A 22,041-nucleotide genomic window follows, 5' to 3' on the forward strand; every position below is an offset into this window, starting at 1 on the left:
TCAAGAGATTACTTACTGATTCGCTGCTACTTTCCACTCCAAGATTCCTGTAGATGCCGATCCTTTGGACACCATTTCAATTCTTATTTTGGTTGTTTTTACAGGCGTAAAAGTAGTCGTATTATATTGATCTACCGCGGTGTCCAGCCCTTTGGCCTGCTTGACATTAGACCAGCCCTGACCATTCCAGTACTTAATCTTGTAAGACTTAGGAACATCAATGCCAGCGCCATCTTTGAACCAATATACATCGGTTTGGGATATCGTATATTCTTGATCAAAATCATATTGGACCCATTGTGTACCTGTCTCAGGCCAGTTACCATATACAGCATGACTTCTATCGTTGGAATTGGCAGGTTCAAATCCATCGTTTAGCGCGCTTACATTTTCCCAAGATGAAGTATAAGAGCTGCTAGCCGTTGCCGCAGGTGCTATGTTCACGATCTCATCAGGATCTGTTTCAATTGGGCCATCGTCGTCTTTAGTCGTGATTGGGAAACGAGCCGTATCCTTTTTGATTTGACTCCAGGTATAACGCAGCATCCAAACATCCCAGTCGGTGATATGATCGGAATTGCCGGCCCACATAATGGTGTTCGTTGGGAATCCACCTGGTGGACGCTCATGTTCTTCATAAAAATCGTTTAATCCAAATCCGTGACCAATTTCATGTTCAGTAATCTCAATCTCATCAGCGTTCACCGTACTCAGAACGTATTCATCATTCATACGCTGTCCCCAGTCGCCGCCGGCTCCCCCGCCAAAATTTTCTGTGGCCCAGAGATACATATCAAAGCGTTTATCCAATCCACCCGGATACGAATAGTTCGGGTCCGAAAAATGCTCAAACCGGGATATTTCATTAGGCGCAACTGGAAGCGCAGCAGGAATTTCCGGTTTTTCAGAAGCTAGTGTATCTGTAATGGTATCCGTATAAATGACCTCGTCAGGCTGCTTGTTCAGGAGCAGTGAAGGATCGGCAACAGCCCAGCCTACCACTTTTACTTTAATATTCTTATAGGGCCAACCGTCATATCCTTGAAGATGATCTGTCCAATGGTTCATCTGCCGATCTATCATTTTAGCAATATCCTGGCGTTGCTTCAGTGTGACGGGCTTAGAGGATTGCCAGCGTATAACATAATTAAGAGTCCCTTTTCCCGCAAAAATTTGATCAAAAATCGTATTTTTACGAACCGTCGAGCCTTCAGTCAACATCCTATTCTTCCAAACCCATTCCACTGAGGATTTGAGATAAGCTGGCATATCAGCTAACGTCGAATCACCCGTTACCGCAACCACAGAATTCCCGTTTAGATGAGAATCCGCTGATACAAAACTAGCGTTTCCCATCAGTAATGAACTAGCAATGACTACTGAAAAAGAAGCCATCATCATTCCTTTTCTGTTCAACATGTATGTACCTCCATATCCATTTGTATTATTGCAATAGTTTTCTTGAAATAACTATCTCTATCACCTCTCTTTTCGTGTTTGCGAACTAATCTAGGAGATTAAGATTACACTATCAAATCTCCTTGTCGTTTTTTGTAAATAATCACAAATCATATTATCACTGGATTATTGCATCGTCAATATTTTCCTTAATGATTTAAATTAGTCATTTTAATCGTATCTTGGAACATATACTTGATCTTTGCATGCACAAAACTGGTATTTTATAAAATGAAAAAACCGTTTATTCACTAAATCAATTCCACCATAGAATTTGATTTTGGAACAAACGGCTCTATTTATAAGCTTTTTTCACACTACTCTAGCATTTTTTAGCGGTTAGGAAAACGAGAGGTATCCTTCTTAACCTGGCTCCAGGTATAACGCAACATCCAGGTATCCCACTCTGTTATTTTGGGGGAATTTCCGGCCCACATAATAGTTGGCACAGGAAACCCACCGGGTGGACGCTCATGTTCTTCATAGAAGTCAGGCAAGCCGAATCCATGCCCCATCTCGTGCTCTGTAATCTGGATTTCATCCGAATTCAAGGTGTTCAGGATATAATCATCAGGCATACGTTGCCCCCAATCCCCGCCGGCTCCGCCTTGAAAATTGGACGTTCCCCATAAGTACATATCAAACCGCTTGTCCAGGCCACCTGGGTAAGAATAGTTAGGGTCCATAAAATGTTCAAATCTCGATAGTGCGTTAGGAGCAACCGGAAGTTTAGCTGGAATATTCGGGTCTGTTTTACTTAAGTCATCCGTAATGGTATCCGTGTAAACGATTTCATTAGATTGTTTGTTAAGAATCTGTGATGGATTCGCAACGGCCCAGCCTACTATTTTTACTGTAATATTGTTATAAGGCCAGCCATCATACCCTTTCAACTGCTTATTCCAATTATTGATTTGGCGACTCAGCATGGAAGCCATATCTTTACGCTGCTGAAGAGTGATATTTTTAGAGGATTGCCAACGCACTACATAATTTAGCGTTCCTTTTCCCGCATAGATTTGATCAAAAATCAAATTTTTACGGTTGGTGGAGCCTTCTTTGACCATTCTATTCTTCCAAACCCATTCTACCGATGGCTTAAATTTAGCAGGTATATCAGCAGCAGCCAAATTAATATTTGTCGACTCTATATCGGAAGTGCTTTCCAAATCTGAGGCTGCTGAACCAACGTTAGCCCCGCCAACCAGTAAAGAAGCAGCCACTACCAATGAAAAAGAAGCCATGATCATTCCATTTTTCTTCGGCATTTATTTAACCTCCATACCTTTTATTTTTACGAAACATCTAAAACGACAACGCCTACTCTCTTATTACACCCACTCTCGATTTTGAATAAAATTACAATTTTATACTATCATTGGAATGATATAGCGTCAAACAAAAATATCCCCTCTACAAGGAGGGGATAAGTATCCATAGACTAGGCTCGCACTCCTACTCTATGGATATCAATGCCGATTCTGCCAGTGAAGCCAGTAGCTTCGCTGTTCCGGGCAACGCGCGTTCGTCCAGATCAAAGGCAGGATGATGCCATTCCTGGCTTCCCGCAGTGCCGACAAAGACAAATACACCGGGGATGTTCTTCTGATAAAACCCAAAATCCTCGCTCGCCGAGGATGGTATGGGACGAACTACGTCCAGACCGACCGCTTCTGCCGCCTCCTCCGCGATGACGGCCAACTTACCGTCGTTCAGCACAGGCGGCGGACCCTCGATCCAGCGGATGGATGCTTTCGTGCCGAAAGCATCCGCAACGCCTTTTACGACCTGCTCAAAGCGCTTAGTCACCTGGGCGCGAACATTTTCGTCAAATGTGCGAATTGTTCCGTCCAAATGGGCGCGGTCAGGAATGATGTTCCAGGCGTTGCCACTGTGCAGCTTCGTGACGCTAATGACCGCGCTATCCAGCGGATTAACGCTCCGACTCACAATGGATTGCAGCGCCGTAATGATATGTGACGATACCACGATGGGGTCAATCCCTGCATGCGGCACTGCCGCATGTGTGCTCAGACCCTCCACCTCGATGTAAAAACCATCCGCCGCTGCCATTAGCGGACCTTCTTTGATGCCGACCGTGCCTACGGGCAGGTCCGGCTTGTTATGTAGGCCAAATATGGCCTGCACCCCTGCCAACGCACCGCTGTCCAGCACTTGGGCAGCGCCTTTGGCCTTTTCCTCAGCTGGCTGGAACACCAGCCGAACCGTGCCTTTCAGCTCCTGCTCCCGCTGCTTCAACAATACGGCTGCTCCTAACAGGGATGCGGTATGAAAATCATGCCCACAGGCATGCATCTTGCCGGGATGCACCGAAGCATAAGGCAATCCCGTCTCTTCCTGAATAGGCAACGCATCAATGTCTGCACGAAGCGCGACAGTTGGTCCCTCCTGCTGTCCGCCGATTTCCGCTACTAATCCGGTACGCAGCGGCACATCCAGAATGGTTATGTTCTGTTCTTCCAGCAGACGGCGGATAAAGGCGGTAGTTTCAACCTCCTCGTTAGATAACTCGGGATTTCGATGCAGATGGCGGCGAATGTCCACCAGCTTCTGCTCCAAAACCTGCTCCTTCGTCCCGGTTGATCCACTCATCCCTATTCCTCCTTCGTGAACCCAAAATAGTTACAATTCTCTCAGACCAACAACATCTAGGACTGCACAGGCAACCCGGCAAAAGCTTCATGCAATAACTCGAACGAGCGCACGCGCTTGTGTATATCCCTTATTCCTGTCGTAACAATTAGCTCATCGGCCTGATACTTCGCTTGAATTTCCGTCAACACAGCATAGATTTCGTCTTTATTCCCTTTGTTAATTTGCGCTTGTGTAGCTTCAATTGTATATTCTTCACCTGATTGCTTGCCGAACTCTTCTGCACTTTCCAGCGTGCCCACCGTAGCCGTCTTGCCACTGGCCAGATGAATTTTGTACAGCTTGTGCTCCCCTGCTAACTCCGCAGCTTCCTCGGAAGTGTCCGCTACGATGACTGAAAGCGCAAAAAGAGCTTTCGGCTCACGTCCATAACTATAATCGAAAGACTCCCGATACGTACGGAATGATTCCACTGCAATCTGCTCATTACTATTGATAAATTGCGAGAAAACGTAGGGCAACCCCAAACGCGCAGCAATTCCAGCACTGTCTGTACTTGTACCCAAAACGTAAATATCCGCTGGTGTTTCTGGAATCGGATTCGCCTGTAACCCGGCTAACGGTCCTTCTTCAGACGGAATATTATGAATATAGCGACTTACTTCATCAATTTTTTCTTCGAGAGAAGGCGCGTCATGAACGTTTCGTTGTAACGCCTGTGTGGATTTCGGCAACCCGCCCGGCGCGCGTCCAATTCCCAAATCTACGCGACCCGGTGCAAGAGAGGACAGCACATTAAAGTTTTCAGCTACTTTATAAGGGCTGTAATGCTGAAGCATCACTCCACCAGAACCGACTTTAATACGCTCAGTGCGTGCCAGCAAATGGGAAATGAGTACCTCTGGCGAAGAGCCCGCAACCTGCTCGGAATCGTGATGCTCTGATACCCAGAAGCGCGTAAACCCCAATTCCTCTACACGCTGTGCTAGCTTAATCGTATTACGAAGGGCCTGCGCTGCCGTTTCCCCCTCGTGTATAGGGCTTTGATCCAATACTCCGATTTTAATACTCATGTCTCCCTCTCCCGTCTAAATTGAATAGTTATATTCCGGTGTAATCCGTTTCAGGAATTGTTTGGTACGTTCCTCTTTGGGGTGGTTAAAAATGTCGTCCGGTGTGCCTTCCTCGATAATATGACCGCCATCCATAAATACCACATGATTTGAAACATCGCGCGCAAAGCCCATTTCATGTGTAACGACAATCATTGTAATGCCTTCCTTCGCAATCTTGCGGATCACCGACAGCACCTCACCCACCAATTCAGGGTCCAGCGCCGAAGTCGGCTCATCGAACAAAATCACTTCCGGGTTCAGCGCCAAGGCACGCGCTATGCCAACACGCTGCTGCTGCCCGCCGGATAGCTGGCTTGGATAATGATTCAGCTTTTCACCCAGACCGACCTTTTCCAGCACTTCAATGCTAATTTTTTTCGCTTCCTCCTGCTTGACCTTACGGACAACGACAAGTCCCTCCATGACATTTTCCAGCGCTGTTTTATGCTTGAACAAATTGTATTGCTGGAAAACCATAGCCGTCTTTTGACGTAGAGCCAAAACATCCCTCTTCGCAGGTCGCTTGCAGTTCACTGTAAAATCGCCAATGCTAACTTCCCCATCATTCGGCTTTTCCAGATAATTAATGCAGCGTAGCAGAGTCGTTTTTCCTGAACCGCTCGGGCCTAAAATAACGACGACCTCGCCTTTGTTCACGGTCAAATCAATGCCTTTGAGCACTTCATGTTTGCCGAACGACTTCGTAATATTTTGCAGACGGATCATGATGCTCGACCTCCATTAAACACATTGATTTTTTTCTCCACCAAGCCGGATATTCGCTCAATTAATACCGTCAAGCCCCAAAATAGCAGTGCAGCCGCGATATATACCTCTAAATATTTCCAGTTGGTAGATGCCAGAATTTCAGCCTGTGCCTGGATTTCTGTGACCGAAACCGTGAAGGCCAAGGTAGAGCCATGAAGCATCCCAATAACGGAATTCGTCAGGTTTGGCAAACTCACCACGAACGCCTGCGGAAATACAATCCGTCTCAGCACTTGCCACGTCGTCATACCAACGGCATAAGCCGCCTCGATTTGCCCCTTGTTGACCGATTGGATTCCAGAACGGACGACCTCAGACATATACGCGCCACTGGTAATGGAAAACGAAATGAGTGCAAATACCATATAAGGAACATCTTTGGAATGCAGAGGCCAGCCGAAATGCTTCGCTCCCGCATCAATCAACAAAGGCAAACTGAAATAAATAAGCAGCAAATGCATCAGCATCGGTGTGCCACGGATAAAGGTAACGTAACCGTGAGAAATTTGGGACAACACAGGAACCTTATAGATTCGCGCCAGTGCCGTTATAATACCGATGACCAACCCTGCCAGTACGGAAACCACCGTAATAATTAAAGTGTTGGGTAGCGCGGAGAACAACCCTAAAAAGGCAGTATATATAAATCCAAAATCCAGACTCATATGCCTTTACCTCCTTTACTAAGACGAGGACTTCTCAGGTAGCGCACCACAAAACTTTTTCGTTTTTCGGGTTCTTTCTGTACTGCATCCCGATGCTCATGCCGGAGAAGCGTATTTTCCAGCACCTTGAACAATTTTTGTAAAATCAGACTGATCACCAGATAGATAAGGGATAACGCGATATAGGTTTCAACAAAATGCTGGGTAGCCGACCCTAATGTCTGTGATTTCCCTGTCATCTCCATCGCTCCGATCGTAAATGCCAGCGAAGTATCCTTTAGATTGCCAATCACCAGATTGGAAAATACCGGAACCACCACAGCCAGCGCTTGCGGCATTATGATACGTGTGAAGGTCTGATAGCCTGACATGCCGACGGACTGCGCAGCCTCGATTTGTCCTCGATCTACTGCCTCTACTCCTGACCTGATAATTTCGGAAATAAAGGCTCCACTATTGAGCGCGTAGGTTGCTACGGCAAACCACAGCACATCCCATCTGGAGGAATTGATATCCACCAGCTTTAGTAGCTCTGGCAGGCCGTAATACACCAGAAACAATTGGATTAGAATAGGTGTTCCGCGAAAAAAGGAAACATACACTTGAGAAACACGTTTGAGAAATGGAATGTTATACATGCGAGGCAGCGCAACCAACAGACCAATGATAAGCCCCAATACAAGCGAGCTTGCCACAATAAACAAGGTGATGTGTAAGTAAGACAGCATTTTCGGGATAAAGCTAAAAACATAGTCAATATTGAACTCTCTGCTCATATGCCTGCCTCCTTTCTATACATCAACGGTCAGAATACATAGAGTACCCTGACCGCTGAAATGTCCAAGTCTATCCTTATTTCTTACTGCTACCTTCTTTTTTCACATCTTCCAGAGACTTAGTGAAATCCTCTCCAAGCCATTTAATGCTCAGCTTCGACAACGTACCGTCGTCCTTCACTTCCTGAATGGCTTTGTCCAGGTCATCCGCCAACCCTTGCTCATTTTTGTTCAGTACATACAGTACATCCGATTGAGTCAAAGGATCACCAACGGTCTTCAGAGCTACTTCTCCTTTTTCATCGGTGTTAAAACGGTTCGCAAAGTCTGTCGTAACGGTAGCATCTATACGGCCGCTCGTAATTTGTTGCACCGTATCATTGGCTGCACCACTCGTATAAACGATATTCAGGGCATCTCCGTGGGTTTTGTTATACTCTTTCAGCACATACGCCGCATTACTGGTTGGGCTGGTGAGTACCTTTTTCCCTTTCAAATCATCAATTGAATGAATGGTATTGTTATCCTTCGCTACAGCGACTCTGTTCAGAAAAATGCTATACGGATTTTTGTTGAACAGATACTTGGCTTCGCGCTCCGGGTTTTTTTCCATTTGATGCGATACCAGATCAATCTTGCCGGCATCGAGACTTAGCAGCAAATTTCCAAAGTCCATCGTTTTGAATTCAAATTCGTATTGAGGCAGGCGCTTGTCCAGCTCCTTAATCAGCTCCACATCAAAACCTGTTAAATTTCCGTTTTCGTCAATAAAGCATACATTTTTGAATTGAGTACCTGTGCCTACGATAATTTTCTTCACGTCTCCGCTTGAACCTGACGCGCTAGACTCGTTATCTGAGGAACCGCAGCCTGCCAACACCAGGATGATTGCCATAACAGACAATATTGCAAACCACTTTTTCATATGAATCCCCCTCATCTCTTTGTATATCAGCAGTTTGCGACATACATGGTAGCTACAACATCCAATAATTCATAATTCCTATAAGCTTAATTGGTTTTAGGATGTGATTAATTTAACACCTGGAAACCTATACGTCAATCCACCAAGCTATAGAACATTCCTATAACAAAACAGCACCCCGGAAACCTTCTGTCAGTGCATCTGCAAAATCCGAGGTCACTGCACAGTCTTCTTTGGTCGCTATTATGCTAATCTGCATAGACACCCCAGCTACCTCTGGAACATGGATACGGAACAGTTTCTGATCTTTCACTTCACGGTTCACACAGACATCCGGCAAAAAGGCGATACCCGCTTCTTCCAATACCAGCTTTTTGGCCGTGACCACATTGTCTACCTGAAAAGCAATGTCCGGTGGCTGCTCCAGTGATTCAAAAGCGCGATGAATCCTCATCCAATCTAGTGATCCGCATTCGAAAAATACCAGTGTTTCACGTTGAATATCCTGTATGCTGGCCTTTCCTGTTTTCATAAACGGATGGCCGTCGTATACATACAGGGAAATCGGATCTTCATAAAAAGCAAGCGTACGGATAGCCGGATGCATCACTTTACGGACAAAACTAATGTCTACCTCACGGTTCAACAGTTTATGTACCAGTTGATCCGTCGTAGCCGTCACAATTTTGTAGTTAACCTCTGGATAACGGGCACGAAGCTGCTTTAATATTTCAGGAATGATGTAGTTCGACACCGATATCGTGCAGCCAATTCGAATTTGCTGAGGGGCTTTCTTACGCTGTTGGAGCTTTTGCTTCCCTTTTTGCAGCACCTGAAGCATCTGCTCCGCATAAGGAAGAAACTTTCGTCCATCCTCCGTCAGAACCGTTTGCTTGCTTTGGCGGTCGAACAGCTTGCATTCTAGCTCGCGCTCTAGCGTCTGAATCCGTGCTGTAACGGAGGGCTGGGACAAGAACAAGGCTTCTGCCGCCTTGTTAAAGCTCCCATAATGATTCACGTATACAAAGGCTTCCATATTCTCGATATTCATACGTAAGTCCCCCAGTAAGTTTTATATACATTTATCCAATATGTTAACTTGGTTTTTTTGTATCATAAAACTCACTGAACGACCTGTCAATGGAAATATTGAAAATATCTATAATTTTAATAGCTCATTTAGTTCTTTAACAGAACGTTCCAACCGTGCAACCAATTCTTCGGACAACCCGTATGCTCCATCTGGTAGACGTTCGACCCACTGATCCACTGCGTACACCCCGCCAAGAATATGTCTTCCGCCCAGTGCATTAATAACCGGCTTCAAGGCATAGTCAATGACCAGCAGGTGAGCCAGCGTGCCTCCGATAAATAAAGGCAGGACAGGTTTCCCTCTTAGCCCCTCCTGCGGAACCAAATCCAGGAATATTTTCAATAGTCCTGAATAGGACGCCTTATAGACTGGAGAAGCCACAATAACGGCATCCGCTGCTGCAATCAGCGCAAGTGATGCTGTGACGTCGGGGCTGTTAAAGTTAGCTGTGACCAGATCCTCAGCTGGCAAGTCAACCACATTCAGTAATGTAATCTCCGCTCCAGCCTGCTGCAACTGCTCCGTTGTATAGTTAATCAAGCCGTATAAACGGGATTGTGTAGACGGACTGCCTGATAGGATGACAACCTTGGACATATTTTTTCCTCCTTCTGTTATGCGTCAACCTTCACTTTGGATTTGGCTGCTGTATAGCGGTTCTCAGGAATAGGCACGCCCAGGTTTTCACGTAGTGTGCTAAATTCATAATCCTGACGGTAAATACCGCGTTCCTGCAAAATAGGCACAACCAGATTTACGAAGTCATGCAGACCCGAGGGTACATCAGAACCAATGATGAATCCGTCTGCTCCTTTTCTTTCAAACCACTCCTGCACTCGATCCGCCACCTGCTCAGCGGTTCCGATAAAAGAGGTTCTCGGCGTAGCTGAACGCAACGCAACCTCGCGTAAGGTCAAGTTTTGTTCCTTGGCTACTCGTTTGATTTTATCTGTACCGCTGCGGAACGCATTGCTGCCAATACCATCAAGCTCAGGGAATGGCTCATCCAGCGGATATTGTGAGAAATCATGATGATCGAAGAAACGTCCCAAATATTTTAACGCAGCCTCAATCGTCACCAGATTAGTGATCTCTTCATACTTACGTTCCGCTTCCTCCGTCGTGCTGCCAATAATCGGCGATATGCCCGGCAAAATGACAATATCCTCTTCGGATCTACCATAGCGTACCGCACGTTCTTTCACATCACGATAAAACTGCTGCGCTTCCTCTAACGTTTCATGTCCTGTAAATACAGCATCCGCTTCCTTGGCGGCCAGGTTTTTGCCATCCTCCGAGGAACCTGCCTGAAAAATAACCGGCTGTCCCTGCTTGGATCGTCCAATGTTCAGTGGACCCTGCACAGAGAAAAACTCACCTTTATGGTTCAATGTATGCAGCTTTTCAGGATCAAAGAATACGCCGGCTTCCTTATCACGAACGAACGCATCCTCTTCCCACGAGTCCCACAGTCCTTTGGTAACCTGTAAATATTCCTCTGCAATTTTATAGCGCTGCGGATGCGACGGGTGCTCGCCTTTGCTAAAGTTAAGGGCAGAGCCTTCCAGCGGAGAAGTTACCACATTCCAGCCTGCACGACCTCCGCTAATATGATCAATGGAAGAAAACTGGCGTGCTACCGTGAACGGTTCGCTATAGGAAGTCGACAGTGTGCCGACCAGTCCGATATGCTTCGTCACCCCAGCCAAAGCGGACAGAATCGTAATTGGTTCAAAACGGTTCAGAAAGTGGGGAATGGATTTTTCGTTAATGAACAGGCCATCTGCGATAAATACGAGGTCAAACTTTCCTTCCTCTGCCTTTTGCGCCTGCGTTTTATAAAATTCAAAGTTAACACTCGCATCCGCAGGTACTTCAGGGTGACGCCAAGTCGTCATGCTTCCCCCAACACCGTGAATAATAGCACCAAATTTAATTTGTCTATTCTTAGCCATAACTCTTCCACCTCTCTTGAACATAATTGTTATCCTACGGCTATCATTTTTTTAGGGCAGCTAGGCTGCTAATGGTTTGTAGGGCAGTCTCCGCTACTTATTTTGTATAGGCAGCGGAGTAACTGATCCTTTTCCTATTGGCCTATACTACTTGATTGTAACTTTCCAGCACTTTACCCAACTCTTCCAGATCCGGGTTGAGCAGTGCTTCATATTTATTATCCCCGCCTACCTCGACGACAGGGACATAACGAATACCATATTTGGTCTCCAGCACGTCACGCAGCGCATCATTTCCGTCCACTTGGATATTTTCATACGGCTGATTTTGGGATTCCAGGTACGATTTGATCTCTCCACAAAAATGACAGCCGGTTTTACTCCACAATACAACTTTAGGTTTGGACGACATATACATACCTCCGTGAGCTTAATGTTTATAATCCCGATGAATTAAATAAGAATTATATCTATAATGTATCCTCCCCCCTCCTTTCCGTCAATCGCTTGTGCAATAGACAATGATAATTCATCGATAGAAAATTTTAATTATATATTGTATTTCATCGCTTATTGGCAGCTTGGTTATTTAAATTTAGGGGAATTGGAGTTTAAATGTGCCTTGACGCGGATATCCTTGGAATAGTAGCGTCCTTGTGGCGAAATGAAATGAGGTTGAGCAAATGCAGGATTGGGCCGAGGTTGCTATACGCACATTAATGGCTGTCGCTATATTATTTTTAATCACCAAAATTCTTGGAAAACGTCAGGTATCCCAGCTTTCCTTGTTCGAATATATAACAGGAATCACGATAGGTAACCTGGCTGCTACCATTCCTATGGAGCGTGAATCCACCTGGTATCTAGGCCTCATAGCCTTGTCAGTATGGGTACTGACAACACTTGGCATTGAATATTTGCAAATTAAAAGCAAGAAAATCAGAGATATAACAGATGGAAGGACAACAATCCTGATCAAAGACGGCAAAATTTTAGAGGATAATCTGAGAAAAGAACGGCTCACCCTGGATGAACTCATGGAGCAGCTTCGAAGCAAAAATGTATTCAAAGTATCTGACGTTGAATTTGCTCTTATGGAAACCAGTGGCGAAGTCAATGTGCTGTTAACCAAAGACAAGCAGCCTGTGACACTTAAGGATTTGAATATGCAGCAATTACCGGAGAAGGAACCAACAGCAGTCATTATGGATGGACAACTTATGGAGCAACAAATGGCATATATGGGGATCACTCAACAATGGCTGGATGCCAAGCTAAAGGAAAAGAGTTTAACAGTCAAAGATGTGTTTTTCGCGCAGGTGGACCCGCAAGGAGAACTGTACATTGACCAATATAGTGACAATGTACAGCTAAACAAGGTGCAGGATTCGAATCAAGCCGTGCTGACTTTGCTGGAACAATGCACAACGGAGTTGCAAAAACTCGCATCTGGTTCCAGTGAGCAACAAAGAAAACAGCTATATGAGCAATGCTCACAAAGCTTGAAAGAAGCTATACAGGAGATGCAGCCGGTAAATACATCTAAGTCCTGAGCACATACGCATATGCCATAAGAGTATAAGTATGGGAACTAAAAAGGAGCGTCCTTCAGCCGTTTGTGGCTTTGAAGACGCTCCTTTTTAAATTACTGTGCCGTTGTACATTTCACAGTTGCTGCTGCCTTTCATTACTTTCTGGTGCAGCGGCAGCATAACTGTAAATACCGTTCCTTCTCCCACCTTGCTGGATACAGAGATAGAGCCGGTATGCATCTCTGTTATTTTATAAGCAATGGAAAGTCCCAAGCCACTGCCTCCAGCAGTTCGGGCCCGTGACTGGTCTGCTTTATAAAAACGTTCAAAAATGCGCTGCTGATCCTGTTCGTTGATGCTCTGTCCCGTATCCGCAATGCAGATAACCGCCTGATCACCGTTACTTGAAAGAGAAACAGATATGCTTCCACCCTGTGGTGTAAATTTAATGGCATTGTGAAGAAGATTCACCCAAACCTGGCCCATCAGATCCTCGTCCGCGTTGACCTCAACTATATCCACCTCAACAGTCATCTCGATTTTTTTAGCCTCCCATTGCGGTTCGCAGGCGAGAATAAGCGAAATCAGCTGCTTGTCCAGCCGATAAAGGGACGGACGAAACGGATACCGCTCCGAATCCAGAATCGCCAGCTTCATGAGATTATCGCTTAGCTTGGATAGACGAATACACTCCGTCTCGATGATCGTCAAATACCGATCTCGCTGCTCACGATCCAGATTCTCATCCTTAAGCGCCTTGGCGAATCCGATTATCGAGGTCAGTGGTGAGCCGATTTCATGGGATACGTTCGAAATAAACTCCTCCCGCAGTTTTTCCATAGCCTTCAGATTTGCAGCCATATCATTGATACTGTCCACCAACTGTACATAAGGATGCGGCCTCCGATGTTTTCCGTTCCGCCCGCCGAGGTCCCAATCCAGATTAATGTGAAAGTCTCCTTGCGAAATACGTTTTAAAGCATCGATCATTTCGGTAAAAGCGTGCTGCTCTCTAGGCTGGATGAAGCGTCTTACCGTCATACTGATAATACCGAAGAAGAAAAAGCCAAGCGTCGCATTAATAAGAAAGACGAACAAATCATGAAAAGCCCATGACATGCGCGAATAGATCGCCGCCGTAATAAAGTACGCGGCAGTCCAGCTAAGATACAGCACCAATAACACCAGCATGAGTCTCGCAAGGATATGGAGGAATCCCGGTTCCCGCTTCATTGCCTTACCTCCAGCCGATAACCCAATCCTCGGATCGTACTGATCCGGAAAGAGTGCCTTGCCTCCGGAAATCGTTCCCGAAGGCGCTTGATATGGACATCAACTGTTCTTTCGTCTCCCTCATAATCATAACCCCAGATCTGTTCGATCAACTGGTCGCGGGTAAAGGTTTTGCCAGGATAGCTGGCCAGCTTGAAGAGCAACTCAAACTCCTTGAGCGGCAGGGTAATCTCCTTCTCTCCAGCCCGACACTCAAATGTATCGCTGCGCAGGACAAGATCTCCGACAGTCACTGATTTTGAAGCCATGATACGATAACGTTTTAATAAAGCCTTCACGCGTGCGACAAGCACCATGGGGTCGAATGGTTTGACAAGATAGTCGTCCGTTCCGAGCGCGAAGCCTTTCACGATCTGTGACGTCTCTCCTTTGGCTGTAAGCATAAGCAGCGGCAGGTCGGTCTGCTCTCGCAGCTTACGGCACAGCTCCCAACCATCCATTCCCGGCATCATGATATCAAGAACAAGCAAATCGACCTTGTTTTGATCAAAAATGCGCATCGCGTCCAAACCATCCACCGCCTCGACTACCTCCAGACCTTCCATTCTCAAAAAGTGTCCGACCAGTTCACGAATATGCGGATCATCATCAACGACTAATACACACGTCATTTCAATCCCCCCTAACTAACTCTGCCTTAAATCTCTCGTCCTCGTCAAGAAGACCGCCATCTTATGCTTTACGCATATAAGCACGCACCGTAAGCGGCGCGAAGATCGCCACAATGACTGTAGCGCCAAGCAGTGAGATCGCCAGTTCCTCGCCAATCGTTCCCGTATTCGCAAGCTCCCTGACTGCGTTCACAAGATGTGAAATCGGGTTGACGTTTACAAACCACTGTAGCCAACCAGGCATGGTGTCCACAGGCACAAATGCATTGGAAACAAAAGTGAGCGGAAACAGAACAATCATGGAGATGCCCTGTACACTGGAAGCAGTGCGGGCAATCACGCCAAAGAAGGCGAAAATCCAGCTGACTGCCCAGGAACACACGATGACCAAAAGCGCGGCGATAGCGACACTCAGCAGTCCTCCCTCTGGCCGATACCCCAAAATATACCCCATGGCGAAGGTAAGTACAGTCGCAATAGTATACCGGATACTGTCAGCCAGCAGAGCTCCAGCCAAAGGCGCAATGCGTGCGATTGGGAGTGACTTGAACCTGTCGAACACTCCTTTGTCCATATCCTCACGTAGTTGGACGCCGGTAACGACGGAGGTCGAGATCACCGTCTGCACGAGGATGCCTGGAATAATAACCGGCAAATAATGCTGCACGTCTCCTGAGATGGCGCCACCAAAGATATAGGTAAACATAAGGGTGAAAATGATTGGCTGGAGCGTGACATCAAACAATTGCTCGGGAGTATGCCGGATCTTCAGAATGCCCCGGTAGGCCATCGTCATGGAATTGAAAAACGCCTGCCTGAAACTCACAGACTTCTTCAATGTGCGATCAGAACCTGTCATAACAGTAGTACTCTTCATGCTCTCGCCCCCTCCACAGCATGCGCTCCTTGGGACGTCTGCTGTCTGTTTACTTGTGCCCCATGACCAGTGATGGACAAAAACACCTCGTCGAGCGTCGGCTTCTGCACACTCATCTCTGCTAGACGAATCTCTCCGGTACGGAGGGCGATCAGCAGGTCCGTTACCCGATCTGCGTTGGCCATCGGAGAGATAATCTTTCCAGTTTCCACTGACACGCTGGACTTAACTGAAAGCACCTGTTCAACGATCTGAACAGCTCTCTCGATGTCCTGTTGATTTTGCACTTTGAGTTGCAGAGTCGACGCCCCCACTGCCGCTTTCAGTTCATCCACCGTACCCTCAGCGACTACCCGGCCATGATCGATCACCGCGATTCGATCAGCAAGTTGATCCGCCTCGTCGAGGTACTGGGTTGTAAGCAGTACGGTGGAACCGGTCTTGACCAAACTCCGGATCGTGTCCCACATCTGGACACGCGTGCGCGGGTCTAGTCCGGTAGTCGGCTCATCCAGGAAAATCAGCGGCGGCTTGGCAATGAGACTTGCGGCCAAATCCAGCCGACGGCGCATACCTCCGGAGAAATGCTTTAGCGGTCGTTTGGCCGCTTCGGCCAAGCCAAATTCCTCCAGCAGCTCCGCTGCCTTATGACGCGCCTCGGCACGTCCCAGTCCAAGCAGTCTGGAGAAGATGATCAGGTTCTCGGTAGCGCTAAGAGACTCATCGACCGATGCATACTGGCCTGTCACCCCGATCAACTGACGCACAACCTGCGGCTCCTTTACTGCATCGTGCCCGAAGATACGGGCTGATCCCCCATCAGGCCGCAATAACGTTGACAGCATTCGGATGGTAGTCGTTTTGCCTGCTCCATTAGGACCAAGCACACCGTAGATCGTGCCAGCACGCACGTTCAGGTCGACACCGTCAACCGCCTGCTTGTCACCAAAAGCTTTTACGAGTCCCCTTGCTTCAATGGCCAAGGTCTCTTTTCTGTCTGTATAATCCACATTCATATCCTCCCTGTACGGTTTCTATAGAGAGGATAACCCACGTTTATGAACTGAATATGAATAGAACCGTTTACGTTTTCCAAAATGGTCGACGATGCCTTTCTGACAGAGAAGCCAAAGAAGTCCTCATATGGGACTTCTTTGGCTTCATGCTAAGCACTAACTTTGATATTGAACCTATTTACACTGTAAAAAAATAATCTCGTTCTACCTTGCTCACTCTTAAACCAAATGTTTTATACCACTCGGATTTCCCTTTTTCCTGCGCTACCTTGTGCAACTCGTTATGTTTCCAATTTTTTATAGCGTCTAGAGACTCCCAATAAGAAACTGTAATGCCTACTCCATTGTGGTCACGAACACTTTCCACACCTAGAAAACCAGGCTGTTGGGCAGCAAGTTCCACCATTTTGTCTCCCATCACTCCGTACCCGCCATCTCCTTCCGTACGTTCAGAAGTAAAGATAGCTGCATAATAGGGCGGCCGAGGAGTTTTAGCAATTGAGTTCATATGTTCCTCCTAAAATAAAATTAAATAACCTTTCTTTAATTTGATTATAACCATAAATATTAAATAAAAAAAAATGAATATATCTGATATGATGCATGAATATATTTCATAAAAAAATAGGAGTGAACACGAATTTGTTTAAATATAAGATTTTTCTTTGCGTAGTTGAAATGGGAAGTTTCACAAAGGCCGGGGAAGTTTTAAAACTTACACAATCAGCAATCAGCCATGCGATCTCTGGGTTGGAACATGAACTAGGGCTGACTCTTCTGATCCGAGGTCGTTCAGGCATCAGATTAACCAATAACGGGGAAAGATTAATGAAGCGATTTAGAGAGATTGTACAAATGGACGAAAAGCTTTACCAAGAGGTAGCTTTAATTAAAGGATTGGAAATCGGAACCGTAAAGATCGGTACATTTTCAAGCGTCTCTATTCATTGGCTGCCGCGTATTCTAAAAAAATTCAATGAGCAGTTTCCTCTTATTGAAGTAAAACTGCTCGATGGGAACTACCATGAAATTGAGAGCTGGATAGTCAGTGGGGAAGCTGATTTCGGCTTTGTGAACCTACCCACGTTAGACACATTAGAGGCGTTGCCATTAAAAGAAGAAAGCATGCTTTGTCTACTTCCTTCCGATCATATTCTTGGAAAGCAAGCCTCAATTCGAGTAGAACGGCTCAGAGATGAGCCTTTCATTATGCCTGTTGCAGGCTGTGACACCGATGTAAGAAATATTTTTTCACAGCATAATATGTCACCTAAAATCAAATATGAATTAGAAGATGACCATGCGATTATGGCTATGGTGCAGAATGGCCTAGGCGTGAGTATTCTTCCTGAAATGATCCTGTCTCACATTCCTTACGACATCTCTATTCGACCTTTGGACGAAAGGCATTCCCGTACTATCGGTATCGCTACCGCTTCCTTAAAAAATGTTTCTCCAGCAGCTAAAAAATGTATGGACTTTATTACTGAATGGATCAACTAGCTTCAGCATGTCGGCCAAGGAAGCGGATTCTCAAAACTGGACCAGTCCATATCCATTTCGTTATCATTCAGTAGACATTCATCTAGCTCTTCTTCCAAGTCCGATCGATTCATTTCGATACCTATCATGACGATTTCGTTCATACGGTCGCCCCATTGTTCATCCCAATGGTCCAGAGCCTCAGGGTCGGCTGCGACGATCTCCTGCCGTTCTTCTTCAGATAACGCAGCAAGCCAGCTTCCCGCAGGGCCAAATTGAATAGATGGTCCAGCTTGGCTAATACTCGCTGCCCAATCCTGCGGGGTGGCAATCCAGGCCAAACCTTTGGCGCGAACGACCTCCTCCGGCCAGTAGTTCATAAATTCAGCCAATCTCGCAGGATGAAATGGTCTTCTACGGCGATATACAAAGGAATTGATCCCATATTCGTCCGTTTCTGGTGTATGGCTTTCAAGCTCCAGCTCACGAATCCATCCAGCGGATTGACTAGCCTTGTCAAAATTGAATAGCCCTGTATTCAAAATGTCCGAAGGAGCGACCTTTCCCTTGGAAGTACGAATGATCCGGGCTTCAGGCTGTAATCTCCGCAGCACACCCTCCAGCTTGTCCAGCTCCGCAGGCTGAACCAGATCGCACTTATTCAGAATCAATACATCACAGGTTTCAATCTGGTCAATCAGCAAGTCCGAGATATCACGCGTGTCGTCTTCACCAGTAGCCTGCCTGCGATCCAGTAGCGTTTCTCCTGATTCAAAATCATGCCAGAAACGATTCGCATCAACTACGGTCACCATGCAATCCAGTTTTGCCAGCGATGCCAAATCAATGCCAGTTCCTTCATCAACGTATGTAAAAGTTTGAGCGATTGGCACGGGTTCACTGATGCCTGTAGATTCGATTAAAATATAATCAAAATCGCCTTGTTCCGTCAGCTTCTTGACCTCCAGCAATAAATCTTCACGCAATGTGCAGCAAATACAACCATTTGACAACTCGACCAGTTTTTCTTCTGTTCTGGACAAGCCGCCCTCTTTTTTAACCAGCTCAGCATCTATATTCACTTCACTCATGTCATTGACGATGACTGCCACTTTCATTCCGTCCCGATTGTTTAATACATGATTCAAAATCGTTGTTTTTCCTGCACCCAAATATCCGCTCAACACTGTTACCGGTATTGCTTTCTTATTCATCGCTGTTACGCTCCCTTGAATATTGGCTTTTCATTTTCATTCTTTTTTAAATCGTAATAATTACTATTAACATTAACTTTCAGTAATATACAGCATCCCTCTTACCTTGTCAACTGTAAGAAACTCTTGAATTGAATGATCTAAAGTTATTAATATGAGAAATAACGATACTTAAAGAATTAGGTGAATGCTATGCGCTCAATCTGGTTAGGTGTGTTGGCGGCTTTCTTTTTTGCTTTTACATTTGTTCTGAACCGGTCTATGGAGCTGTCTGGCGGGAGCTGGATCTGGAGTGCTTCATTGCGATATCTGTTTATGGTTCCTATTCTAGTCGTCATTGTGATGACCCAACAAAAGCTTAAGCCTCTTTGGAAAGTCATGAAGGAACAACCAGGAACGTGGTTGTGGTGGAGCTTCATCGGATTTGGCTTATTTTATGCTCCGTTATGCTTCGCATCGGCTTATTCACCAGGGTGGTTGATCGCGGGAACCTGGCAAATTACCATCATTTCTGGTTCTTTGCTTGTCCCTTTATTTGCTGAGGTTGTCCAGACGGAGAACGGCCCTGTCAAAATACGAGGAAAAATCCCCCTCCAGGGACTGTTGATGTCTCTCGTTATTTTAATCGGCATTATTGTTATGCAAGTCGAACAGTCGCAATCCATTTCTACCCAAGATTTTTTATTCGGTATTCTGCCTGTCATACTCGCCTCATTCGCCTATCCATTAGGTAATCGTAAAATGATGGAAGTCTGTGCAGGACGATTGGATGCCTATCAGCGTGTGCTCGGGATGACATTAGCCAGCTTACCCTTCTGGTTATTGCTTTCGTTATATGGAGTTTTCAGCGCGGGAATGCCAAGTAAGGATCAGACGATACAGTCTGCTTTGGTGGCTGTGTTTTCAGGGGTGATCGCTACGGTTTTATTTTTTAAAGCTACAGATCAGGTTCGTGGAAATATGCAAAAGCTGGCGACCGTAGAAGCAACACAATCTCTGGAAGTTCTTTTTGCATTTATGGGAGAATTAATCTTTTTGTCTATCCCCATGCCGTCTCTTTTATCATGGATGGGTATGTTCATCGTCATCCTCGGCATGATTCTGCACAGTTATGCAACACATCATAAGAAAACCAATCAGCAAATCATATCTAAAAAGATAGATCCCATTTAGCGCATATTTATTCTTGTCACGGTCGTTCAAGTGTGGATCAGGCACCAGAAAAAAAGCAGCATATCAAAGAGGAAGCTCCTGATCTGCTGCTTTTTGCCGATTATTTCTCACAAAGAATGATGTTTTATTACGAGTACGAAGTATTATTACCAAGCGTAGGCTTCTGGCGCAGGTTTTCCCGGACCGGGGAAAATCTCATTCAGCTTGGCAAGCACATCTTCGCTCAATTTGACCTCAGGTACCCGTAGAGCATCCTCTAACTGTTCTAAGGTCCGTGGTCCGATAATTGGAGCCGTTACGGCCGGATGGGACAGTACCCAAGCCAGTGCAATCACGTCTTCCTTTTCACCCAGCTCGCGGGACAATGCTGCAAATTGCTCCAGCTTCGCACGATTCTGCTCCACCTTTTCTTTGGCGCGTGCGCTGCGAGAACCAGTACCTGCTAACGCATTCCGTCCCAACAGTCCGCCCGCCAGCGGGCTCCATGGGATCACACCCAGACCCAGCTCTTGAGCTGCTGGTAATACTTCAAGCTCGGCGGAACGTTCGTTCAGGTTGTACAAATGCTGCTCGGATACAAGCCCCAGAAAACGCCGTGCCTTCGCTTCTGCCTGCGCCACCGCAATATGCCAGCCTGCAAAATTACTGGAACCGATATAATCAACTTGTCCCCGATCCACCACGGACTCAAATACGCCCCACAGTTCATCCCATGACACATTTCGGTCAATGTGATGCATTTGATATAGCTCTACATGGTCGGTTTGAAGACGTTTCAGCGACGCATCCAAATGACGGCGAATTTTGTAAGCAGACAAGCCTGATCCTGCATTGGGTCCGTCATGTTCATTTTTCATGTCTCCGTATACCTTCGTTGCCAACACGACCTTCTCGCGTCTTCCGCCGCCCTGCTGGAACCAACGTCCGATAATTTCCTCTGTCCAACCTTTACGATCATGGCCATATACATTAGCCGTATCAAAAAAGTTAATGCCCGCATCCAGTGCGGCATCCATAATTTTAAACGCATCCTTTTCTTCGGTTTCCGGTCCGAAATTCATCGTCCCCAGACATAACCGACTAACCTTCAAGCCTGACTTTCCTAAGTATGAATACTCCATACTGCTTCCCGCCTTTGCCTAAGGATTTTAAAAATTCCGCAAAATTACATGCCAAAAAAGACCATACTCCGTTTATTCACCAGAAAAAACCATATTGAAACAACCCCAAATGCAATTTAAGGTTGGATAGCGCATGCAAAAAAGCCCCACGCACCGCCGAAGCAGCAAGCGCGAGGCATCTCCTACCATACTACCTACTCCATATGAAAAAATAGTGACTTTACGGCGGTTGCAGCGGAGCGGAGAATTTGAATCTGGAGAAGCGAAGCGTTCGCCTTTGCCATGGGATTTTTACCTTGTCATGTCCTAATCCAAAGAATCCCGTGGCAACAGCGATCGTAAGATCAAATCCTT

General features: G+C 46.1%; 22 protein-coding genes. 3 read left to right on the top strand and 19 right to left on the bottom strand.

Features of this window, described 5'->3' with window-relative positions; all coding sequences use genetic code 11:
- Positions 1 to 12: 12 nt before the first annotated feature.
- From NSS66_RS00455 to NSS66_RS00510, 12 genes are all read right to left on the bottom strand, one after another.
- Positions 13 to 1,419: a discoidin domain-containing protein gene (locus tag NSS66_RS00455; RefSeq protein WP_340958227.1), complete on the bottom strand. Its 1,407-nt coding sequence runs from the start codon at positions 1,417 to 1,419 to the stop codon at positions 13 to 15.
- A 371-nt stretch (positions 1,420 to 1,790) separates the two neighbouring features.
- Positions 1,791 to 2,726: a dockerin gene (locus NSS66_RS00460; protein WP_068940757.1), complete on the bottom strand. Its 936-nt coding sequence runs from the start codon at positions 2,724 to 2,726 to the stop codon at positions 1,791 to 1,793.
- 187 nt (positions 2,727 to 2,913) lie between these two features.
- Positions 2,914 to 4,071 carry an amidohydrolase gene (locus NSS66_RS00465; protein ID WP_310168615.1) on the bottom strand — a complete coding sequence of 386 codons (1,158 nt, stop codon included), beginning with the start codon at positions 4,069 to 4,071 and terminating at the stop codon, positions 2,914 to 2,916.
- A gap of 56 nt (positions 4,072 to 4,127) precedes the next feature.
- The gene (locus tag NSS66_RS00470; RefSeq protein ID WP_053325313.1) at positions 4,128 to 5,144 is read right to left on the bottom strand and encodes an LLM class flavin-dependent oxidoreductase; all 1,017 of its coding nucleotides are present in this window, start codon (positions 5,142 to 5,144) and stop codon (positions 4,128 to 4,130) included.
- A gap of 15 nt (positions 5,145 to 5,159) precedes the next feature.
- Positions 5,160 to 5,912, bottom strand: a complete 753-nt coding sequence (locus NSS66_RS00475) for an amino acid ABC transporter ATP-binding protein (protein ID WP_023988357.1) — start codon at positions 5,910 to 5,912, stop codon at positions 5,160 to 5,162.
- The gene (locus NSS66_RS00480; RefSeq protein WP_023988356.1) at positions 5,909 to 6,619 is read right to left on the bottom strand and encodes an amino acid ABC transporter permease; all 711 of its coding nucleotides are present in this window, start codon (positions 6,617 to 6,619) and stop codon (positions 5,909 to 5,911) included. The genes NSS66_RS00475 and NSS66_RS00480 overlap by 4 nt, the downstream gene beginning before the upstream one ends.
- Positions 6,616 to 7,395, bottom strand: coding sequence for an amino acid ABC transporter permease (locus NSS66_RS00485; protein WP_023988355.1), 780 nt, complete (start codon positions 7,393 to 7,395; stop codon positions 6,616 to 6,618). Before NSS66_RS00485 ends, NSS66_RS00480 begins: the two co-directional genes overlap by 4 nt.
- 76 nt (positions 7,396 to 7,471) lie before the next feature.
- Positions 7,472 to 8,320: a transporter substrate-binding domain-containing protein gene (locus tag NSS66_RS00490; protein WP_220027735.1), complete on the bottom strand. Its 849-nt coding sequence runs from the start codon at positions 8,318 to 8,320 to the stop codon at positions 7,472 to 7,474.
- Between the two features lie 160 nt (positions 8,321 to 8,480).
- Positions 8,481 to 9,371, bottom strand: a complete 891-nt coding sequence (locus NSS66_RS00495) for a LysR family transcriptional regulator (protein WP_013310069.1) — start codon at positions 9,369 to 9,371, stop codon at positions 8,481 to 8,483.
- Positions 9,372 to 9,479: 108 nt separating this feature from the next.
- Positions 9,480 to 10,010, bottom strand: a complete 531-nt coding sequence (gene ssuE / locus NSS66_RS00500) for an NADPH-dependent FMN reductase (RefSeq protein ID WP_075154122.1) — start codon at positions 10,008 to 10,010, stop codon at positions 9,480 to 9,482.
- Positions 10,011 to 10,027: 17 nt separating this feature from the next.
- Positions 10,028 to 11,368, bottom strand: coding sequence for an LLM class flavin-dependent oxidoreductase (locus tag NSS66_RS00505; RefSeq protein WP_023988352.1), 1,341 nt, complete (start codon positions 11,366 to 11,368; stop codon positions 10,028 to 10,030).
- Positions 11,369 to 11,510: 142 nt separating this feature from the next.
- Positions 11,511 to 11,780, bottom strand: a complete 270-nt coding sequence (locus tag NSS66_RS00510) for a glutaredoxin family protein (RefSeq protein ID WP_023988351.1) — start codon at positions 11,778 to 11,780, stop codon at positions 11,511 to 11,513.
- A 271-nt stretch (positions 11,781 to 12,051) separates the two neighbouring features.
- Here NSS66_RS00510 and NSS66_RS00515 point away from each other — a divergent pair, with 271 nt between their 5' ends.
- Positions 12,052 to 12,921: a DUF421 domain-containing protein gene (locus tag NSS66_RS00515; RefSeq protein WP_028542379.1), complete on the top strand. Its 870-nt coding sequence runs from the start codon at positions 12,052 to 12,054 to the stop codon at positions 12,919 to 12,921.
- An 87-nt stretch (positions 12,922 to 13,008) separates the two neighbouring features.
- Here NSS66_RS00515 and NSS66_RS00520 read toward each other — a convergent pair whose 3' ends face one another.
- From NSS66_RS00520 to NSS66_RS00540, 5 genes are all read right to left on the bottom strand, one after another.
- Entirely contained in the window at positions 13,009 to 14,133 is a 1,125-nt protein-coding gene (locus tag NSS66_RS00520; RefSeq protein WP_110455447.1) for a sensor histidine kinase, read from the bottom strand.
- Positions 14,130 to 14,804 carry a response regulator transcription factor gene (locus NSS66_RS00525; RefSeq protein WP_053325311.1) on the bottom strand — a complete coding sequence of 225 codons (675 nt, stop codon included), beginning with the start codon at positions 14,802 to 14,804 and terminating at the stop codon, positions 14,130 to 14,132. The genes NSS66_RS00520 and NSS66_RS00525 overlap by 4 nt, the downstream gene beginning before the upstream one ends.
- 61 nt (positions 14,805 to 14,865) lie before the next feature.
- Positions 14,866 to 15,681, bottom strand: a complete 816-nt coding sequence (locus NSS66_RS00530) for an ABC transporter permease (RefSeq protein WP_028542381.1) — start codon at positions 15,679 to 15,681, stop codon at positions 14,866 to 14,868.
- A complete protein-coding gene (locus NSS66_RS00535) occupies positions 15,678 to 16,697 on the bottom strand; it encodes an ATP-binding cassette domain-containing protein (protein WP_075154119.1) in 1,020 nt (339 codons plus the stop codon). Before NSS66_RS00535 ends, NSS66_RS00530 begins: the two co-directional genes overlap by 4 nt.
- A 178-nt stretch (positions 16,698 to 16,875) precedes the next feature.
- A complete protein-coding gene (locus NSS66_RS00540; protein WP_025722950.1) occupies positions 16,876 to 17,205 on the bottom strand; it encodes an antibiotic biosynthesis monooxygenase family protein in 330 nt (109 codons plus the stop codon).
- A gap of 95 nt (positions 17,206 to 17,300) precedes the next feature.
- Between NSS66_RS00540 and NSS66_RS00545 the strand changes: the two genes are divergently transcribed.
- Positions 17,301 to 18,200 (top strand): LysR family transcriptional regulator, encoded by a 900-nt coding sequence (locus tag NSS66_RS00545; RefSeq protein ID WP_075154118.1) that lies wholly within the window; start codon positions 17,301 to 17,303, stop codon positions 18,198 to 18,200.
- Between the two features lie 2 nt (positions 18,201 to 18,202).
- Here the strand turns inward: NSS66_RS00545 and NSS66_RS00550 are convergent, their stop codons facing one another.
- Positions 18,203 to 19,393 (bottom strand): GTP-binding protein, encoded by a 1,191-nt coding sequence (locus NSS66_RS00550; protein ID WP_075154117.1) that lies wholly within the window; start codon positions 19,391 to 19,393, stop codon positions 18,203 to 18,205.
- Positions 19,394 to 19,585: 192 nt separating this feature from the next.
- Between NSS66_RS00550 and NSS66_RS00555 the strand changes: the two genes are divergently transcribed.
- A complete protein-coding gene (locus tag NSS66_RS00555) occupies positions 19,586 to 20,566 on the top strand; it encodes a DMT family transporter (RefSeq protein ID WP_053325309.1) in 981 nt (326 codons plus the stop codon).
- Positions 20,567 to 20,712: 146 nt separating this feature from the next.
- On the opposite strand, the gene NSS66_RS00560 is transcribed toward NSS66_RS00555, so the two are convergent.
- Positions 20,713 to 21,687, bottom strand: a complete 975-nt coding sequence (locus tag NSS66_RS00560) for an aldo/keto reductase (protein WP_023988341.1) — start codon at positions 21,685 to 21,687, stop codon at positions 20,713 to 20,715.
- Positions 21,688 to 22,041 lie beyond the last annotated feature (354 nt).

Origin of the sequence: Paenibacillus sp. FSL R10-2748 (genome assembly GCF_038005565.1) — a bacterium.
Classification (GTDB): domain Bacteria; phylum Bacillota; class Bacilli; order Paenibacillales; family Paenibacillaceae; genus Paenibacillus; species Paenibacillus polymyxa_B.

What these genes read in the sequence shown, in the direction of transcription:
- NSS66_RS00530 (WP_028542381.1), bottom strand. Translation starts at nt 15,681, where the DNA reads ATGAAGAGTACTACTGTTATGACAGGTTCTGATCGCACATTGAAGAAG.
- NSS66_RS00555 (WP_053325309.1), top strand. Translation starts at nt 19,586, where the DNA reads ATGCGCTCAATCTGGTTAGGTGTGTTGGCGGCTTTCTTTTTTGCTTTT.
- NSS66_RS00480 (WP_023988356.1), bottom strand. Translation starts at nt 6,619, where the DNA reads ATGAGTCTGGATTTTGGATTTATATATACTGCCTTTTTAGGGTTGTTC.
- NSS66_RS00485 (WP_023988355.1), bottom strand. Translation starts at nt 7,395, where the DNA reads ATGAGCAGAGAGTTCAATATTGACTATGTTTTTAGCTTTATCCCGAAA.
- NSS66_RS00465 (WP_310168615.1), bottom strand. Translation starts at nt 4,071, where the DNA reads ATGAGTGGATCAACCGGGACGAAGGAGCAGGTTTTGGAGCAGAAGCTG.
- NSS66_RS00505 (WP_023988352.1), bottom strand. Translation starts at nt 11,368, where the DNA reads ATGGCTAAGAATAGACAAATTAAATTTGGTGCTATTATTCACGGTGTT.
- NSS66_RS00470 (WP_053325313.1), bottom strand. Translation starts at nt 5,144, where the DNA reads ATGAGTATTAAAATCGGAGTATTGGATCAAAGCCCTATACACGAGGGG.
- ssuE (WP_075154122.1), bottom strand. Translation starts at nt 10,010, where the DNA reads ATGTCCAAGGTTGTCATCCTATCAGGCAGTCCGTCTACACAATCCCGT.
- NSS66_RS00510 (WP_023988351.1), bottom strand. Translation starts at nt 11,780, where the DNA reads ATGTCGTCCAAACCTAAAGTTGTATTGTGGAGTAAAACCGGCTGTCAT.
- NSS66_RS00475 (WP_023988357.1), bottom strand. Translation starts at nt 5,912, where the DNA reads ATGATCCGTCTGCAAAATATTACGAAGTCGTTCGGCAAACATGAAGTG.
- NSS66_RS00525 (WP_053325311.1), bottom strand. Translation starts at nt 14,804, where the DNA reads ATGACGTGTGTATTAGTCGTTGATGATGATCCGCATATTCGTGAACTG.
- NSS66_RS00490 (WP_220027735.1), bottom strand. Translation starts at nt 8,320, where the DNA reads ATGAAAAAGTGGTTTGCAATATTGTCTGTTATGGCAATCATCCTGGTG.
- NSS66_RS00520 (WP_110455447.1), bottom strand. Translation starts at nt 14,133, where the DNA reads ATGAAGCGGGAACCGGGATTCCTCCATATCCTTGCGAGACTCATGCTG.
- NSS66_RS00495 (WP_013310069.1), bottom strand. Translation starts at nt 9,371, where the DNA reads ATGAATATCGAGAATATGGAAGCCTTTGTATACGTGAATCATTATGGG.
- NSS66_RS00535 (WP_075154119.1), bottom strand. Translation starts at nt 16,697, where the DNA reads ATGAATGTGGATTATACAGACAGAAAAGAGACCTTGGCCATTGAAGCA.
- NSS66_RS00540 (WP_025722950.1), bottom strand. Translation starts at nt 17,205, where the DNA reads ATGAACTCAATTGCTAAAACTCCTCGGCCGCCCTATTATGCAGCTATC.
- NSS66_RS00460 (WP_068940757.1), bottom strand. Translation starts at nt 2,726, where the DNA reads ATGCCGAAGAAAAATGGAATGATCATGGCTTCTTTTTCATTGGTAGTG.
- NSS66_RS00560 (WP_023988341.1), bottom strand. Translation starts at nt 21,687, where the DNA reads ATGGAGTATTCATACTTAGGAAAGTCAGGCTTGAAGGTTAGTCGGTTA.
- NSS66_RS00550 (WP_075154117.1), bottom strand. Translation starts at nt 19,393, where the DNA reads ATGAATAAGAAAGCAATACCGGTAACAGTGTTGAGCGGATATTTGGGT.
- NSS66_RS00515 (WP_028542379.1), top strand. Translation starts at nt 12,052, where the DNA reads ATGCAGGATTGGGCCGAGGTTGCTATACGCACATTAATGGCTGTCGCT.
- NSS66_RS00455 (WP_340958227.1), bottom strand. Translation starts at nt 1,419, where the DNA reads ATGTTGAACAGAAAAGGAATGATGATGGCTTCTTTTTCAGTAGTCATT.
- NSS66_RS00545 (WP_075154118.1), top strand. Translation starts at nt 17,301, where the DNA reads ATGAATATATTTCATAAAAAAATAGGAGTGAACACGAATTTGTTTAAA.